Source organism: Psychrobacter sp. I-STPA6b, from assembly GCF_020662265.1.
Classification (GTDB): domain Bacteria; phylum Pseudomonadota; class Gammaproteobacteria; order Pseudomonadales; family Moraxellaceae; genus Psychrobacter.
Genome location: NZ_VEWM01000010.1, coordinates 165032 through 180563, shown reverse-complemented (window position 1 = coordinate 180563; position 15532 = coordinate 165032). Strand labels below are relative to the sequence as shown.

General features: G+C 38.6%; 16 protein-coding genes. 6 read left to right on the top strand and 10 right to left on the bottom strand.

Features of this window, described 5'->3' with window-relative positions; translation table 11 throughout:
* The first annotated feature begins 37 nt into the window (after positions 1–37).
* A complete protein-coding gene (locus FHK88_RS01055) occupies positions 38–2353 on the top strand; it encodes a TonB-dependent siderophore receptor (RefSeq protein ID WP_227428927.1) in 2316 nt (771 codons plus the stop codon).
* Positions 2354–2451: 98 nt separating this feature from the next.
* On the opposite strand, the gene FHK88_RS01050 is transcribed toward FHK88_RS01055, so the two are convergent.
* The 6 genes from FHK88_RS01050 to FHK88_RS01025 all read right to left on the bottom strand — a co-directional run bounded on the left by FHK88_RS01050 (position 2452) and on the right by FHK88_RS01025 (position 5739).
* Positions 2452–2799, bottom strand: a complete 348-nt coding sequence (locus FHK88_RS01050) for a hypothetical protein (protein ID WP_227428926.1) — start codon at positions 2797–2799, stop codon at positions 2452–2454.
* A 73-nt stretch (positions 2800–2872) separates the two neighbouring features.
* Positions 2873–3253 carry an ArsR/SmtB family transcription factor gene (locus tag FHK88_RS01045; protein ID WP_227428925.1) on the bottom strand — a complete coding sequence of 127 codons (381 nt, stop codon included), beginning with the start codon at positions 3251–3253 and terminating at the stop codon, positions 2873–2875.
* A 304-nt stretch (positions 3254–3557) separates the two neighbouring features.
* Positions 3558–4190, bottom strand: a complete 633-nt coding sequence (locus FHK88_RS01040; protein ID WP_227428924.1) for a TetR/AcrR family transcriptional regulator — start codon at positions 4188–4190, stop codon at positions 3558–3560.
* Positions 4191–4380: 190 nt separating this feature from the next.
* Positions 4381–4533: a hypothetical protein gene (locus tag FHK88_RS01035; protein WP_227428923.1), complete on the bottom strand. Its 153-nt coding sequence runs from the start codon at positions 4531–4533 to the stop codon at positions 4381–4383.
* Positions 4526–5191, bottom strand: coding sequence for a hypothetical protein (locus FHK88_RS01030; protein ID WP_227428922.1), 666 nt, complete (start codon positions 5189–5191; stop codon positions 4526–4528). The genes FHK88_RS01035 and FHK88_RS01030 overlap by 8 nt, the downstream gene beginning before the upstream one ends.
* A 17-nt stretch (positions 5192–5208) precedes the next feature.
* A complete protein-coding gene (locus FHK88_RS01025) occupies positions 5209–5739 on the bottom strand; it encodes a GRAM domain-containing protein (protein ID WP_227428921.1) in 531 nt (176 codons plus the stop codon).
* A 1293-nt stretch (positions 5740–7032) separates the two neighbouring features.
* Here FHK88_RS01025 and FHK88_RS01020 point away from each other — a divergent pair.
* Positions 7033–7719 carry a class I SAM-dependent methyltransferase gene (locus tag FHK88_RS01020; RefSeq protein ID WP_227428920.1) on the top strand — a complete coding sequence of 229 codons (687 nt, stop codon included), beginning with the start codon at positions 7033–7035 and terminating at the stop codon, positions 7717–7719.
* Positions 7720–7831: 112 nt separating this feature from the next.
* On the opposite strand, the gene FHK88_RS01015 is transcribed toward FHK88_RS01020, so the two are convergent.
* Positions 7832–8473 carry a DUF3239 domain-containing protein gene (locus tag FHK88_RS01015; RefSeq protein ID WP_227428919.1) on the bottom strand — a complete coding sequence of 214 codons (642 nt, stop codon included), beginning with the start codon at positions 8471–8473 and terminating at the stop codon, positions 7832–7834.
* Positions 8474–8637: 164 nt separating this feature from the next.
* On the opposite strand from FHK88_RS01015, the gene FHK88_RS01010 reads away from it, so the two are divergent.
* From FHK88_RS01010 to FHK88_RS01000, 3 genes are all read left to right on the top strand, one after another.
* Entirely contained in the window at positions 8638–9456 is an 819-nt protein-coding gene (locus FHK88_RS01010) for a helix-turn-helix transcriptional regulator (protein WP_227428918.1), read from the top strand.
* A 122-nt stretch (positions 9457–9578) separates the two neighbouring features.
* Entirely contained in the window at positions 9579–10172 is a 594-nt protein-coding gene (locus FHK88_RS01005; protein ID WP_227428917.1) for a YbhB/YbcL family Raf kinase inhibitor-like protein, read from the top strand.
* A gap of 180 nt (positions 10173–10352) precedes the next feature.
* Positions 10353–11120: a lysozyme inhibitor LprI family protein gene (locus tag FHK88_RS01000; RefSeq protein ID WP_227428916.1), complete on the top strand. Its 768-nt coding sequence runs from the start codon at positions 10353–10355 to the stop codon at positions 11118–11120.
* Between the two features lie 15 nt (positions 11121–11135).
* Here FHK88_RS01000 and FHK88_RS00995 read toward each other — a convergent pair whose 3' ends face one another.
* Positions 11136–11903 carry a TrmH family RNA methyltransferase gene (locus tag FHK88_RS00995; RefSeq protein ID WP_264480570.1) on the bottom strand — a complete coding sequence of 256 codons (768 nt, stop codon included), beginning with the start codon at positions 11901–11903 and terminating at the stop codon, positions 11136–11138.
* Between the two features lie 45 nt (positions 11904–11948).
* The gene (locus FHK88_RS00990; protein WP_227428915.1) at positions 11949–12446 is read right to left on the bottom strand and encodes a MarR family winged helix-turn-helix transcriptional regulator; all 498 of its coding nucleotides are present in this window, start codon (positions 12444–12446) and stop codon (positions 11949–11951) included.
* A 153-nt stretch (positions 12447–12599) separates the two neighbouring features.
* Between FHK88_RS00990 and FHK88_RS00985 the strand changes: the two genes are divergently transcribed.
* Positions 12600–13856: an MFS transporter gene (locus tag FHK88_RS00985; protein ID WP_227428914.1), complete on the top strand. Its 1257-nt coding sequence runs from the start codon at positions 12600–12602 to the stop codon at positions 13854–13856.
* Positions 13857–13971: 115 nt separating this feature from the next.
* Here the strand turns inward: FHK88_RS00985 and FHK88_RS00980 are convergent, their stop codons facing one another.
* Positions 13972–15438: a di-heme oxidoredictase family protein gene (locus tag FHK88_RS00980; RefSeq protein WP_227428913.1), complete on the bottom strand. Its 1467-nt coding sequence runs from the start codon at positions 15436–15438 to the stop codon at positions 13972–13974.
* Positions 15439–15532 lie beyond the last annotated feature (94 nt).

Sequence of the window (15532 nt, the reverse complement as noted above, 5' to 3'; positions counted from 1 at the left end):
GTTTTAATGATTCTTTTGATAACAAAGGACTTATCTTATGTCACACATATCACATATGTCATTTACCTCCAAAAAAATACGAATGACAACAAGTCACAATAAAAAATCGCAACACCTGTTCTCATTAGCAACGTTTCGTCATACACCGCTACGCCATGCCCTGTTGCCTTTATTGTTATGCTCTGTTTCTAGTGCCTACGCCCAAACCACCTCCAATGCCAATACTTATACCGTTGTAGAGTCAAGCCAAGATAGCATTGCCTTTGATGTCACTGAAGATGGCTCACCATCTGCGACATTTGAACCTGTCGTTATCACAGCCAACCCTCTATATTACATAGACCCCAGTGAAGACAACGACAAATATAATGCCAATGTCGCTACTGTGGGTACAAAAATTCCTGATTACTTAGAAAATATCCCACAATCTATCAGTGTCATCACCCAAGCAAAAATGGAAGACCTAAACGTCGATACCCTAGACCAAATGGCTAAACGTACTACTGGTATGCGGGTATTACAAAATGACGATGGGCGTTCATCTATCTATGCTCGAGGCTATGAATATGACCAATTCAGTATTGATGGACTTGCCTCACCAATGGCAAGTATTAACGGCACATTACCTAATCTGGCCCCCTTTGACCGTGTCGAAGTCATGCGTGGGCCTTCTGGGCTGTTTAACTCTGCTTCAGAAATGGGTGGTGTGGTTAATCTTGTGCGTAAGCGTGGCAGTGCTGATGGCAAAAATACATTAAAAGGCAGTGTTACCTCACCGTTTAGCTTTGATGTTACTGCTGATATGCAGGGTCGACTAAGTTTGGATGAGAATGATGACAGCCTTGTCACCCGTAATATTTTTCAATATCAACAGAAAAAAAATCCCATTGTTAAAGAAGTAGGCGGTTCTGCCAATCGTAATGCCACTGTCTATTTAAGTGCAGATAAACAGCTAAATGACACCAGCAAAGCAGGTGTGGGATATTTATTCCAAAGTCGTCAAATCATTCCTAACAATGGCTTACCAACGCAAGCAAATAACCAACTACTGCCCCTACCCAATGATGACTTTTATGGGGCAAAATGGAATGACTTTAGCAGTAGCACCCATGATATTTTTGCAGACTTTCAGCATCAGCTAGATAGCAAAGGCATCATCAGTGCAGGACTACGCTACTCTGACCGTGATGCCGACTATAACTATGTGTTTGCAGGCAGTGCATTAAAGCAAGGTAAAATGGACGTTGCTGGAACGGCGGGAGATATTAAAGAAACCTCACTGAGTGCTGACCTAAACTTTAGCCAACCTTTTGCCACTCAAGGTGGACAAAGTGAGTATGTGGTTGGTGCCGATTACAAGCGCTTTAACTCCAATATTACTCGCACCAGTGCAAGAGGCTTTATCAAAGGAATTACCCTACAACAACTAAATGACTTGCCATATATCGACCTATTAGAGCAGGCGCGCAACAAACAAAAAGGCTACCGCTTTGAGTATGACGACAATACTCTAAACGAAATTGGTGTATATGGAAAAATCAATTATAAGCCCATCGACTCACTAAGCCTAATTGCTGGTGGACGTTTTAGCCATTACACCATTGATAATAATGATAAAGCAAAAGGTGTCAAAGGCAGTAGCAAAGACCATAAAGTAACTGGCTATGGTGCCGTGGTATATCAACTAACGCCAAACCTGAATGCCTATGGTAGCTATACTCAAGTCTTTATGCCTCAATATGAAACCAACGATGCAGGGGAACTGCTCAAGCCTCGTGAAGGTGACCAAATCGAAATCGGGGTAAAAGGACATTGGTCAGACCAGTTATCAGCCCGCCTCAGTGGCTACCGCCTCAATGATAAAAATGCTTATGCTCAAACATCAACAGGAGATAAAGTCGCCATAGGCGAAAGACAAATGCAAGGGGTTGAGCTAGAAGTGAATGGCGAAATACTACCAAACTGGCAAATATCAGGTGGCTATAGCTACCTTGATAGTGACATCAAAAAACCTGCTCTCGCTCGTGATGATGGTATCTTCTTACTCATGCCAAAACATACCGCCAATATTTGGACAACCTACCAAGCCAACAACTGGCTACCAAATCCATTAACCTTGGGCTTAGGTGTCAATGTGGTCGGTGAGTTTTCTTCGTCACGCGGGATTAAGGCTGATGGATATCAAACGTGGGATGCCATGGTCAACTATCCATTTACTAAAAACCTAACAGGACAGCTTAATGTCTATAACCTGCTTGATAGTGACCATTATGTACGGGTCGGCTCACCCAATACCTTTAATATTCCTGACAATGGACGTGAAGTCAAAGCCTCACTTTCTTATGAATTCTAATTTCTATTATTCATCTTGAAAGTAACATCACACAAAAAAACCAGACAGCTTGGCTATCTGGTTTTTTTATGTGATACGTATTTAGCTTTAGGCTAACACTATAGCACTTCAACCTTACCATGATTGTCACAATGGTCGCCATGTGGATGATGCAAATGACCATCAACGATATAGCAAATGTGGTCGCCATGAGGTACGGCTTCATGACCACAGTTTTCGCCATGTACATGGCTGTCATCATGCTTGCCACAATCATGCTCTGCTGTGCAAGCATTTGGGTTTTTATCACTGACTTCTATGACATGCTCATCAACATGGTCGCCGTGGACATGATGTAGATGCCCATCATGCAAATAGCAAACATGGTCACCATGCTGAATAGCGGTATGACCACAGTCTGCACTATGTTGATGTTCATGATTGCTATGCTGATTACATTGGCTCATAGGAATACTCCTTTGGGGATTAAATTAAAAACAAACGATATTTAGAACTGTACTACTGACACAACACACCTAGCTACACATGACTGGCATGAGCAATCAAATTGCTCAATAATGCCTCAACGTGAGCATCTTGCAATGTATATAAAATATGCTGACCATCTCGGCGTTTATTCACCAACCCTGCATCGTGTAACTGCTTTAAACGATTAGACACCGTTGTGATTTTATCGCCTGTTTGTGTTGCTATCTCACTGACACATAACGGCGAATCACACTGCTGTAATAGCAGTAATAACTGCAAACGATTACTATCGGCTAATGCTTTGAGCATCGTTGTAATCGCATCAAGCTGAACCTGATTTAGCTCAACATTTTCTGCTAAGGTTTGACTTGCTTGATGAGTCTCACACTCGGGTAAGTCTAAAGAAGAATCTGGCTGATGATTAATTGTCATATTGTATATTTACCTAAATAAACGCCATCACAAATAAACGCTTGATAGTGAATGAACTTGATAAAATCTATTATTCCATAGAATAATGGAATAATCAATCATTTTCTGCATAAATTTATAAATATAGTCAGCGAAGTTAGTTATAAACTGCTACAAGGCAGGCGAGTACAGATAGTACAGTTATATAGCAAACGAGCCTAGCACTGTAACAGTGATAAAATTCGTTGACCATAGAAAAAAGACCTATCTAACCAATGTCAGATAAGCCTTTCACATCATATAAATATCATAAACTCTTAGATATCTATTTATTTGTATCAAAAGAGCGCAACCACATTTGTAACATAGACTGTGTATAACCAATATACGCCTCTCGGTCGGTACTATCTGCCTGATTTATCACATCTATCACTTGTAACAAAACCACAAACCCAAATCGTACCTTTTGACGGTCAGCCTCAGTATCCTCAACCATATCCAACCGTAAACAGTCCGCAAAAATCGCTTGGCAAAAACGCTCTGTATGTTGCTTATCCAGTGCTTCTATCTCAGGGTCAGTCTGAATCGCAATCTCTAACTGTCTAAGCATACTTTTGCTATCATTATGGTCTGCCACAAATAAAGACAATACCCCTAAAAAAAAGTCTTCAACCGCTTTTTTCTGATTATTTGCTTCATTACTATAACTTTTATATACAGCAAAATAAGAATCTAACCAAGCACTAAAAATCTCATAAATAATGGCTTCTTTATCTTCAAAATACTGATAAATTGAGCCGACGGTTACTCCTGACTGCTCAGCAATCTTATTGGTGGTCAAACAATGCACACCTTCATTAACAATAATCTGTTTTGCAGTATTTAAAATGGTTAATACCGTCGCTTGTGAGCGTGCTTGGGTTGGTATTTTCTTAGCACGTTTCAATTTATCTAACATTATTTTGTGATTAAGTGCATTCATTAAAAAAAGTATCCTGAATATTTGATATAAACTCACACTTTATCACTGAAATGAGCAGATAAAAAGACAGCGTAAGTAATTGATACAATACAAGATACTTTATATACAAATCATATAACAAAGTATCACTCACATTATCATTTTATACCCCAAATACACCACCTAATTACCTGTTTGCTTGCAATGGTACAAAAAACATCACACAAGTTTCCTCTGGGGCGATGGGTTTATGAGCAATACCTTTAGGAATAACCACACACTCCCCTGCATTAACGCTTACTGTTTTATCGCTCATTTCAATTAACAGCACATCAGCCAAACTCTTTTTGCACCTGCTCAATACAACGTATTGCCCATTTCTGGCAGTCTTGATTATTAGTTTTGTCAGGACGAAAGTACACCGCTAAAAACTCTGAATAATCACAAGGAAAATAATGATAATCCCATGCGCCATCGTCAGAAAATAAAATGCCATCAGTAAGCTCGGCAACAGCACAAGCAATTAAGCCATAGCTTATACAAATGATGGCAGATTGCCCCGCAGAACGGCGAAAAGTCCAGCTTTGATTATGCTTTTCAATACCTTTGATGGTATCTGCCATATCATCAGTTTTGTCCATGACACCTGATTTAGAATGTTTTGCTAATATTTCTTCTTTTAAATAATCCAACTTCCAATAAGGCTCGATTTTATCATCGTTATCTATGATAGGATAACAGTAACCATCAGTGCCACCTTGAACGCCCTTAATAGTCAACCACAGATATTCTGTATCTTTCCAAAAAAATGGCTGATTCGGGCGGACTTCATATTGATAACTTTCATCTTGGGCATGAATATAAGCAACTAACTCAATCTGATAGTGCACCCCAATCGATGCCAAAAACGCATTGATATTTTTCTCAGATAAACTCAGTACCTTATCAAAACTGATATCCAGTGTACGAACGGGCAATACTTCGATACAGGTACTCATTGATATGCCTATTTTGATTACAACTTCTCATTAATTTTTGCCATCAATTCATCTCTATCATTTACCACAAATTGAAATGCCAAGCCGTCTTTTTTTATCACCTTTAAGCCATTATCAACCAGTTTGGCAGTTTTTACCGCCTCAATCTTTTCAATATCAGTAAAGGCGATATTGGTTTGTCCTGTTTGAATATTAGCTTTGTGCGATTTAAATACTAAGCCTTGATTGGTGATAAATAGCACACCTCCCACACTCTCAATACCTTTAAATAGATTGGCAGGGGTTTGGTATTCAATCTGCTCGCCTGTTGCTAAGGTTGGTTGGATATTTTTGGTCAGTTTGCTACGAATAATTGGCATCATAAACCCAAAAAGTAAACCAAACATAATCCCTTGTATGACAATACTGGCTATAGATTGTTTGTTCCAGTCAAATAATGTGTACGTTATCCAGTTTATAATATACAACAAAAACATAAATCCAATGGCTGTTCTTAAAAAAAGGATAATATGTTGTTTCCAATCAATTTTTTTTGTGTTATTTTCCATAATTTTTTCCTTAATTTTTATTTAAATACACTTTTTAATTTAATATAAATGATAATTATAATAAGTATACTTTTGTTAAGCTAAGTAACTTTTATTTTTATGGCTCTTTCTATAGCTACTCCTATAGAAAATTAGAAGAGGGCTAATCTGCCAACACATCCACTAACCAATCTACCACTGACCATACTCGTACCTAATATCAGAGTATCAGGGTGTATCACCGAATATAATGGTGGTCGGTGTAAACTGGGTATATTTTCATTCTCAAAATTATCAGATATTGATTCACTACATTTATACGTTCATAGCTAATAACTCTTTTATTTTTTGATAATTATTCTTATTTATGGTTGAATACCAAGATGGGTTCAACCAGACTGGCTTACGTTCATTTAGAGCAATTTATCATAGCTGAGTTTTATAAGAGTAATTTATGTATGCAAAGCAAACTTCAAAGTATTGAACAATATATAAAAAGCCAATTTTTCTTTTTTTACTTATCAGCCACTACCATTACCTATCTAGTCTGTAGTGTCGCTTTTATGGTTTATGCCTATGTATTCATACCTCTATATGCCCCCTCAGAGGATATATTTCATAGCTACTACTATATACATTATATTTTCGCCTTTTTATGCTATTTCTTTAGCTTACTTTGTTCTCAACTTTTCACCTCAACCCATAAAATAAAATTTAATTCAAGATATATTAATGGTATTCTACTGATATTTTTTATTAGAAAATTTTTATTATCACTACCCATTGGTATGCCACAAGGATTTATTATTGGAATAACGCTTATCTTCTCCTCGTTATTTTTTATCCTTCCTTATAATATTTGCTATATGCAAAGTAAAAATTACTCTAAACAATCACTTATTCATATTATAAAACTATCCACTCTATTAATTATCTTTGAAACCATATGCAATATATCTGTTGGATACTTTCTAATTAATGTAGATTTCTCTGCAACAAACGACTATCAAAAACAAACTCCTTCCTTGATATATTTTTTAAATCATATATTTATAGGATTAGGATTTTTGTTGGCTATCATTCTATTTTGGTATTTATTTCCCAAAATACAAACCAAGGTTAATAATTTTCAGACAAAGCACAATATTTTATTTTCCACTATACAAGCAATTACTACTATATTAGGACTACCTATTTTATTACTATTTTTAATTTTCGCTTAATTTTTTATAAGATTATTTACTTATTTATTAACAATACTTTTTTATTTCTCACTCAATTTATAACTTGGAAAACAAGATATAGGATATGAAAATGGACAAAAAAAACACCAAACAAGTCGCCGAGCAAGTTACTCTTAATGAGTTGGCACAACAGTTGCGTTGCCCCAGTGGTGAATTTGGGCAACAGCTTGGCAGTAGTATGCACCAATCCAATCTCACCATGACTCAATCTGCTATTGCCTTACTCGACATTAGTGATGGCGATAGTGTGCTAGAGCTGGGGCATGGTAATGCAGGTCATCTTAAAGAGTTGCTACAGCAAGCTGATAATATCCGCTATCGTGGGTTAGAAATATCCCCATTAATGTACGAGCAAGCGAGCCTACTCAATCAGCCATTAACAGATGATTATGATATTGAGTTTGGGCTGTATGATGGGCTGACGTTACCGTTTGCTGATAACGAGTTTGATAAAATATTTAGCGTCAATACACTGTATTTTTGGCAAAATCCTAAGCAGTTTATGGGCGAGCTTGCCCGTTGTCTAAAGGTTAGCGGTGTATTGGTGCTGGCCTATGGACAAAAAGAATTTATGCAAACTCTGCCTTTTATCGATATGGGTTTTACCCTTTATGAGGACAATGAAGTAAGCGAATTAACCGAAAATACGCTTCTTAAAATTAGCGAGTTTAGCCATCAGCAAGACAAAGCGATTAGCAAAACTGGCGATATGGTCGATAGATATTTTACCGTGGTGAAGATGGTTAAGTCTGCTTAATACAAGATTTGAATAGTGACAATAAATAAAGCGAGCCATTCCTTAACTAGCCTGAGCTATGACTGTAGATTTAGCATCACCTAAAAGCTTAGGCTTAGATTCAAACTCAAACTCAGGATTGAACCAATTCAGCAGAGTCATCTTCCCAATCACTATTCTCTATATTTATTTTATATAGTCCAACTTGGTAAGGCTGTGGTACTTGGGGGATACCTTGCTCTAACCGTTCCCAATAATCCTCACCATAACTTAGCAACGCCTTATCAATATCTGCCTGATTATTGCTAACATAGTTTACTGGCAGTGGCTCAAAATTTATCCAGTGTGGCAGTTGTTCATTAATAGAAGCTTGGTAAAGTGCAACTGTCGCAATTCTATCACCAATATTTAGAGCTTTTAAGGTGGGACATTCAATAATCTTAATCACAGGATAGTAACCAAAACCTTTGCTCAGATTGGTATAAACAGCAACCAAAACAGGGTTGGTTGCTAGCACAATACCACCGTTAGAGTCACCATAATAGAAATGCTCTTTAATACGAATAAAATTTATCTGATGCACAATAGCAAAAATAATAAACAGCACCACAAACTTCATATCAACAAAGAGACATAAACAAAGTATGGCTAGCAGTAACAATACGATAATGCCACCCATCACCGCATGATGTCGATACCACACAAAAGGGCTGACTGATATCTGCCCAGGATTGCTCGCAAAGGTATTACTATTGACAAACTTTGGCTCTTTCATAGCGTTATTCCTACTATCCTTAGTATCTTATCTATTTTTCTTAACCATTTGAAAAAACAGGAAAAATAATACTTAAAATATCATCAACAGATACCATTAATCACCTTTATTATCATTTATCCTGATAAAATATACTTTTAGATAGTTCAAAGTTAGGCTTGCCTATGACTATAACTCCCGCTACCCCAGCGACATTGACGCTAAAAAGCCATCATAAGATACGTATCAAAAAATTAACCATTCGCTATGATATGCTGTGCCTCATCACTGCTGGTACAAAACATGTTTTTACCAATGAAACGCAAAGCTCTCAGTATGGTACAGGCAGTTTACTGATGTTTCAACAAGGGCGTATTGTTGATATTATCAATGAGCCGTTGCCGTCAACACCTTATCAAGCAATCGTTCTTTGCTTAACCACTGACTATATTAAACAGTTTGAGCAACGTCAGCAGTCCGTATTGGCGGATATGCCAATATTAGCAACCTATCAACAACAGCCAACCGCCCAAATCCCTCTTAATCAGCAATTAAAAGAAACCTTTTTTCGAGCCGTTAATAGTATTGAGGCATATCAGCAAGACCCCCACTCGTTAAATCCTGTTATTTATCACCATCGTTTAGATGAATTACTATTGATGTTAGCCAGCTTGGGCTATCAATTTCAGCCAAAACATGCACTAAGCATCAGTGATAAAATCTTTCGAGTGGTCGGGCATCAACTACATAAACAGTGGTCAAAAACTACCATTGCCAACGCTCTACATATCAGCACCAGTACGTTAGAGCGTCGACTAAAGGCAGAAAATACGAGCTTTCGTCAGCTATTATTGTGCTTTCGTATGGAGCAAGCAATGAGCTTATTATTACAAGGTAACTTGAGTGTGGGTGAGGTAGCAGTCGCTTGTGGTTATCTCTCTGCCAGTCGTTTTAGCCAAGCCTTCCAGCAATATTTTTCTATGCTTCCTTCTGCTGTCCGTTAAGAAAGAATGATGTGTTTGGGATAAAAGTTGATGGATTTAGGCAAATATAAAAGAACCATTATTCATAGAATAAAGAGGTCTGTTACATCAGCACATATTTCAAATAATATTAAGGAGCTTCTATGAAATTTATCAGTAATGGTATGCTAAAAATGGCAATCAATACTACCATCATGCTATCTATTGCCAGTAGTGGCTTGGCATTTGCAGGTAACGGCAATACTAATGGCTTTTCTATAAACAGTGATAGCTTCCGTCAAGGTAAAAAATTATCTTCTGCACAAGTCTTTAATGGCTTTGGCTGTCAGGGTACAAACCTATCTCCTGCTATTTATTGGCAAGGTGCGCCAGCAGGTACAAAAAGTTTTGCAGTGACTTTATATGACCCTGATGCACCGACTGGCTCAGGATTTTGGCACTGGATGGTAGTAAATATTCCTAGTAATATTAATCATTTACCTATAGATGCAGGGAAAGTAGATGGTCATAACTTACCAGCAGGAGCTAGCCATATTCGTAATGATTACGGTATGCTGGGTTTTGGCGGTGCCTGTCCACCTGCAGGTGATAATCCACATCGTTACCAGCTCACTATCCATGCCCTAGATACAGCAAAAATTGATTATCCTGAGAATGCCAGTCCTGCTTTGGTCGGATTTTTAATCAACCAACACCGCCTAGCATCGACCACAACCACTGCGCACTATATGCGATAAAAAATAAATAGTTTAGCCTTATTTGATATAAGTAATTAAGTAATGACGATTGAGTATCAATATTCATATCGTAGAATATTGATACTCAAATTATGATGGGAGTAATCTATAGTCATAGTCAAAAAACGACTCAGTAGAATAATAATGAAGCCACTTATTACCAACATAGAGATAAAAACAATGAAGCGCTCTGCAATATCTACTCACCTTTCTTGTCTTATCCCACAATCCATACGACATTTTGCCATGCTAAGTTTGTTAGGCATATCAATAAATACGCTGGCGGTCACACCCGATAAAGAGCATTATTTCTCAGGCATGTATGCTCAAGGCATACCTTTTAATCTTTATTATGGTTGTGCAGAAGGTAATGTAAGCTGTGATGATATGTTGCTTGTCGCTCCAGATTTAGAGCGTTGGGCATTAACACACGATAAACCAGATTTTCAAAATAAGCCCCCTTTTACTGCCCAATACTACCCTGCTAAAACCCTGCATAGTACAGGAGTTGATGGCGTACCATCCATGTTTCATGGTTATACATTTAGAGATAAAAATAATACAATCAGCAGTTTTATTGACCCAACTTCTCAGACCATTTCTATCTCAAAAGTAGGCAGTTTTGACCAAACCACTTATAAGTATGGCTACCAAGAAGCCAATGAGTACTTACCACTCACAGGTGATGCAGAGCTAGTAGATTTTAGATATCAACAGTCTGATAAAAGTCTAAATGAAAGCTATCGCAATATAAAAGAGGAATTGACAAAAAATTCAGGTCAAAAATCCGCGCAAGCATTAAAACAAGATCAGATTATCTGGATACAAAATCGGTCAAGGATTTGTGGTGCAGACAAACACCATCAACCGCGTAGCCAAATCGAAAAGCTATGCTTTATGCAACTCAACAAAGACAGAGAAAACAGATTTTCGTTATGGCTTGAATAAAAGTCGCTCAATAGGTTATTCAATATCTATACCCTCAACCACAGCAGGGTCAATCCGCCGTCCTCGCTTGTGTTTTTGCTGGTAGGCTCGGCGTTGTTTGGTAACTTCATACAGTACAATACCTGTGCAGGTCGCTAAGTTGAGGCTTTCAACCATACCTACCATCTCAATTTGAACGCATGCCTCACTACGCTGTATCACCTCATCACTAATGCCCCGTGATTCATTGCCAAACCAGACAGCAAGGCGTTTTTGGGTATAATTCCCTTTATGCAAAATCACATTATTTTTACCCTTAATATGTGGTGAGGTAGCAATAGAGACAAAACGCCTGTCCTCTAAATGAGCCAAACATGCCTCGGTACTGCGAAATACTTTTACAAAGCTCCATTTAATCGCTGATACCGAAGGCTTGAGCAGGGATTTTCGCTCACGCAAACTTTGCCAGTCGTCAGGAAACAAGCCCCGACTGTCCACCACATACAGTTTTTCCACCCCTAACGCATTGATGTTACGAACCACTGTTGCAAGATTTTTGACATCACTGGGATTTTTCAAAACAGCAATCAAGTTTTTACATTGCAAGTCTTTGATGGCATTGGCTCGCTGTCTTAATGGACTAAGTTGCTTTGGTGGTTGTGTTGGTGGTTGTGTTGGTGGTTGTGTTGTTGTGGATGGATTTATTGAATGAGCATTTTGCACAGTGCTTTTACAGGATATTTTTTGAGCGTTCTTATCTGATTTTTGAGTATCTTTTGTCCCTGTTATCTTATGCTCACTCATCTTTAGACTCCTTATAAAATTTATCTTGATATCAATACAAAAAAACTACTTATTTTGCGGTAAATTAGCCTCTATTTTCTTTAATAATGTATTAATAATAATCAACTCCTCTTTGCTCATTGCAGACAATAGCTGATTTTCTAACTCAATGTGTGCAGGCACAACCTTATCTATTACTGCAATACCTTTAGTAGTTAATTGCACCAGTAAGCTACGCTTATCATCAGGGTTTTCTAACCGTTTTATCAGTTGCTTTTTCTCTAACTGTTGCAAGCGATTGGTCATTGTTCCTGAAGTCACCATCATACTAGCAAATAACTCTGTAGGACTTAGGGTATAAGGCTTTCCTGCCCGCCGCAAAGCTGCCAAAACATCAAACTCTGACTGATTCAGATGATGTTCTTGGTACACACGATTTAATTGCCGCATCAACAATACATCCAAACGTTTTAGTCGGCGGATACTTTCCATAACTGTAATCTGATCATCAGCAAACCCTTGTGTTTGCCACTGCTTAATAATTTGTTCAACCGTATGAGTCATCGGTATTGTCTCTATTTGTTTTGTTACCTTTATCTTAGCACGCAACCTTAATGAACAACTAACTTGACATTAAGATAAATAATCGTAAGATGATATTTATATTATCTTGATATCAAAATAACTTAATAGAGAATCAATCCTGAAGGAAGTGGTATGGCTCATTTAAATAATAACTCTATGGCTCAGGTGATTAATGTGCAGATGAATGAGCAAAACTATAACCAGTTAAATAGCCATACACACAGCCAAGCCAGCATCAACTGGACATTAGCTTTTCTTGCAGTGATGGTGGGGGTCAACCTCAGACCCATCATGGCATCGGTGTCACCTATTATTCCGATATTGCACGACATGGTGGGGATGGACAACCAAACCGCAGGATTATTAACCACCTTGCCTGTGGCGATGATGGGGATTTTTGCCCTATTTTCACCAAGATTACAAGCCAAGGTCAGCGAATATCAAGGCGTCATGTTAAGTTTATTTGCTATTGCCTTTGCCTGCCTTTTACGCTTTTTTATTGATTCTACTTTACCAATTTTAGCCACTGCCATTATTGGTGGTATTGGGATTGCCCTGATTCAGACCTTAATGCCTGCCTACCTTAAAAGAATGGCAAGCGATAATACTAGTGTCTATATGGGTCTGTTTACTACAGGGACGATGGGTGGGGCGATGATTGCTTCGGCAAGCTCAGCCCCATTGGCACAAACTTTTGGTTGGCAAACCGATTTGGCAATCATGGCAATCCCTGCTTTTATTGCCATGCTATTTTGTTTTTTTAGTATGCACCGTCTGCCCAGTCATGGTGAGGGCTTTTTAGCATTACCGATTCAGTCAAAAAATGCGTGGTTATTACTGCTATTTTTTGGTATCGGCTCGGGGGCTTATGCGTTAGTATTGGCATGGTTACCGCTATATTATATGCAACTCGGCTGGTCAAGCAGTGCATCGGGTGGACTACTTAGTTTATTTACCATCGCTCAGGTGGTATCAGGTACGCTGATATCTATTTTTATCAAACGCTTTCCTGACCGCAGACGCATTATTTTGTTAGCCTTATCGTTAGTATTATTAGGTTTGGCGATGCTGATTATGATGCCAGCAAGTGTGACAGGGTTGGTATTATTATCAGTGAGTATTTTAGGTCTGGGTGTGGGTGGATTGTTTCCGTTATCCTTAATTACCAGCCTAGACTATGCGAATAATGGCAAACAAGCCGTTTGTTTATTGGCATTTGTTCAAGGTGGGGGCTATTTTTTAGCTTCAATATTTCCATTAGTAGCAGGCGCATTGGTCGATGTGTTTGGCTCATTAACCAATGCGTGGATAATGATGATAGTTGGAGTGCTATTCCTACTGGCTTTAAGCAGAAAATTTCATCCAACTACCTTTAAAGTGTTTGGTTAAGCTTTTTATAGTCAACAGAGCCTAATAACTGTTACGGTGTTAGGCTCAATTGCTATTCAACTGTACTATCTGCACTCGCCTGCCTTGTATCAGTTTCTAACTTCTCTGACTATCGTTAAATTCCTTGCAAAAACTGCAATAACGTTTGTTGCTCTTGCTCTGTTAGTTGTTGGAACTGTTCACGAGTTTTCTCAGCTTCACCACCATGCCATAAAATCGCTTCTTTTAACGTTTTAGCACGTCCATCATGCAAAAAGCGGGCGTTTTTATCTTTTGCTACAATACCAATACCCCATAACGGTGGTGTACGCCATTCATAGCTTTCAGCATTGATTTCTTTCACTCCATCGTCCAACCCTTCCCCCATGTCATGCAATAGCAAGTCAGTATAAGCATAGATGGTTTGATTAGAAAGCTCATAAAATTGCTGACTCTCTCCCGTGGTCAGCGTCGGTATATGACACTGAGCACAGCCCACTTGTTCAAACAAATCTGCACCTTTATCAAATCTCACTTGGTCATGGATACGTCGCTCGGGTACAGATAGTGCGGTCATAAAGCTGACCACTGCGGATAAGCTGGCATCAGATACCTCAGGCGAACCGCCTAACGGTAGTAGAGTACATAACGGCTGATCAGGCGTACAGCTACTGTCAATATGCACAGGCGTTGTCAGTCCCATATCTTGACTCATGGCGGTAGCATTTTGAGTTCTTAGGCTTGAGTTAATTGCCTTCCAACCAAAGCGTCCTATGCGTTTTTGTCCCCCTTCAAATACCCAATGTACCCGACCAGATATGCCATTATTATCAGTATCATCAGGGTCAGCATTGGCTAAAATTACATCTTCTGGTACTAAATCAAGCAAGCCCATACCGAGTAGCTGTGGTGCAATACGTGCACCTAAATGATAGTTGCCTAGATGCTGATTACTATCATAGGGAGTTAACTCAAACTGATAATAAGATAATCCCTCATTTTTCAAAGCTGTAGCACTGGCAGATTTAGTGTGGGCGTGTACCTTACCTTCTGCCAATAACCCAACTGTATTATCAATCACCTTAGGCTGAAGCTGTGCACCCCATATTGGATGTACATCGCCTTGCTTATTGCCAATACGAAACAAAACACCATCGGTGGTCGTACCATCGGCTAGATAAGGTGATACTCGTCCTGAGTCAGAATGACAACTGGTACAAGATACTGCATTAAATAATGGACCTAACCCATCAAACAATGCCCGACCTTCTCCTGCTGGTGTCCAGTTAGTAATAAACAGCTCACGCCCTTGTGATACCCCTGATAACTGATTGATATCCAAATGTGGAATCAGGGTTAAAAATGGACGATGCTCATTATACGCAATTGTTGCCTGCCCGCCTGCAGGTGTCCATTGCCTCGGTTGTGATGGAGTAGGATTGGGATTAGGGTCTACTGGTGGTGTGACTTCTGTATGATTATCTGGTTGATTATTTGACTGACCACCACCCGATGAACCACCACAGGCAGTCACACATAAGCTCAATAATAAAAAAAGGCAATGTTGCAAAGGTTTTTGGTTAAAGGCTGGCATCATATTCATCACTGTCTATTTGGCTGGCACACAATGGTTTTCACAAGGGTTTTATAGTTAAAAAAGTATAAATAGTTAAAAAAGTATAAAATTATTTGCTAAA

Excerpts from the sequence above, each read along its gene's own strand:
- FHK88_RS01055 (WP_227428927.1), top strand. The coding sequence starts at position 38 with ATGTCACACATATCACATATGTCATTTACCTCCAAAAAAATACGAATG.
- FHK88_RS01050 (WP_227428926.1), bottom strand. The coding sequence starts at position 2,799 with ATGAGCCAATGTAATCAGCATAGCAATCATGAACATCAACATAGTGCA.
- FHK88_RS01045 (WP_227428925.1), bottom strand. The coding sequence starts at position 3,253 with ATGACAATTAATCATCAGCCAGATTCTTCTTTAGACTTACCCGAGTGT.
- FHK88_RS01040 (WP_227428924.1), bottom strand. The coding sequence starts at position 4,190 with ATGTTAGATAAATTGAAACGTGCTAAGAAAATACCAACCCAAGCACGC.
- FHK88_RS01030 (WP_227428922.1), bottom strand. The coding sequence starts at position 5,191 with ATGAGTACCTGTATCGAAGTATTGCCCGTTCGTACACTGGATATCAGT.
- FHK88_RS01025 (WP_227428921.1), bottom strand. The coding sequence starts at position 5,739 with ATGGAAAATAACACAAAAAAAATTGATTGGAAACAACATATTATCCTT.
- FHK88_RS01020 (WP_227428920.1), top strand. The coding sequence starts at position 7,033 with ATGGACAAAAAAAACACCAAACAAGTCGCCGAGCAAGTTACTCTTAAT.
- FHK88_RS01015 (WP_227428919.1), bottom strand. The coding sequence starts at position 8,473 with ATGAAAGAGCCAAAGTTTGTCAATAGTAATACCTTTGCGAGCAATCCT.
- FHK88_RS01010 (WP_227428918.1), top strand. The coding sequence starts at position 8,638 with ATGACTATAACTCCCGCTACCCCAGCGACATTGACGCTAAAAAGCCAT.
- FHK88_RS01005 (WP_227428917.1), top strand. The coding sequence starts at position 9,579 with ATGAAATTTATCAGTAATGGTATGCTAAAAATGGCAATCAATACTACC.
- FHK88_RS01000 (WP_227428916.1), top strand. The coding sequence starts at position 10,353 with ATGAAGCGCTCTGCAATATCTACTCACCTTTCTTGTCTTATCCCACAA.
- FHK88_RS00995 (WP_264480570.1), bottom strand. The coding sequence starts at position 11,903 with ATGAGTGAGCATAAGATAACAGGGACAAAAGATACTCAAAAATCAGAT.
- FHK88_RS00990 (WP_227428915.1), bottom strand. The coding sequence starts at position 12,446 with ATGACTCATACGGTTGAACAAATTATTAAGCAGTGGCAAACACAAGGG.
- FHK88_RS00985 (WP_227428914.1), top strand. The coding sequence starts at position 12,600 with ATGGCTCATTTAAATAATAACTCTATGGCTCAGGTGATTAATGTGCAG.
- FHK88_RS00980 (WP_227428913.1), bottom strand. The coding sequence starts at position 15,438 with ATGAATATGATGCCAGCCTTTAACCAAAAACCTTTGCAACATTGCCTT.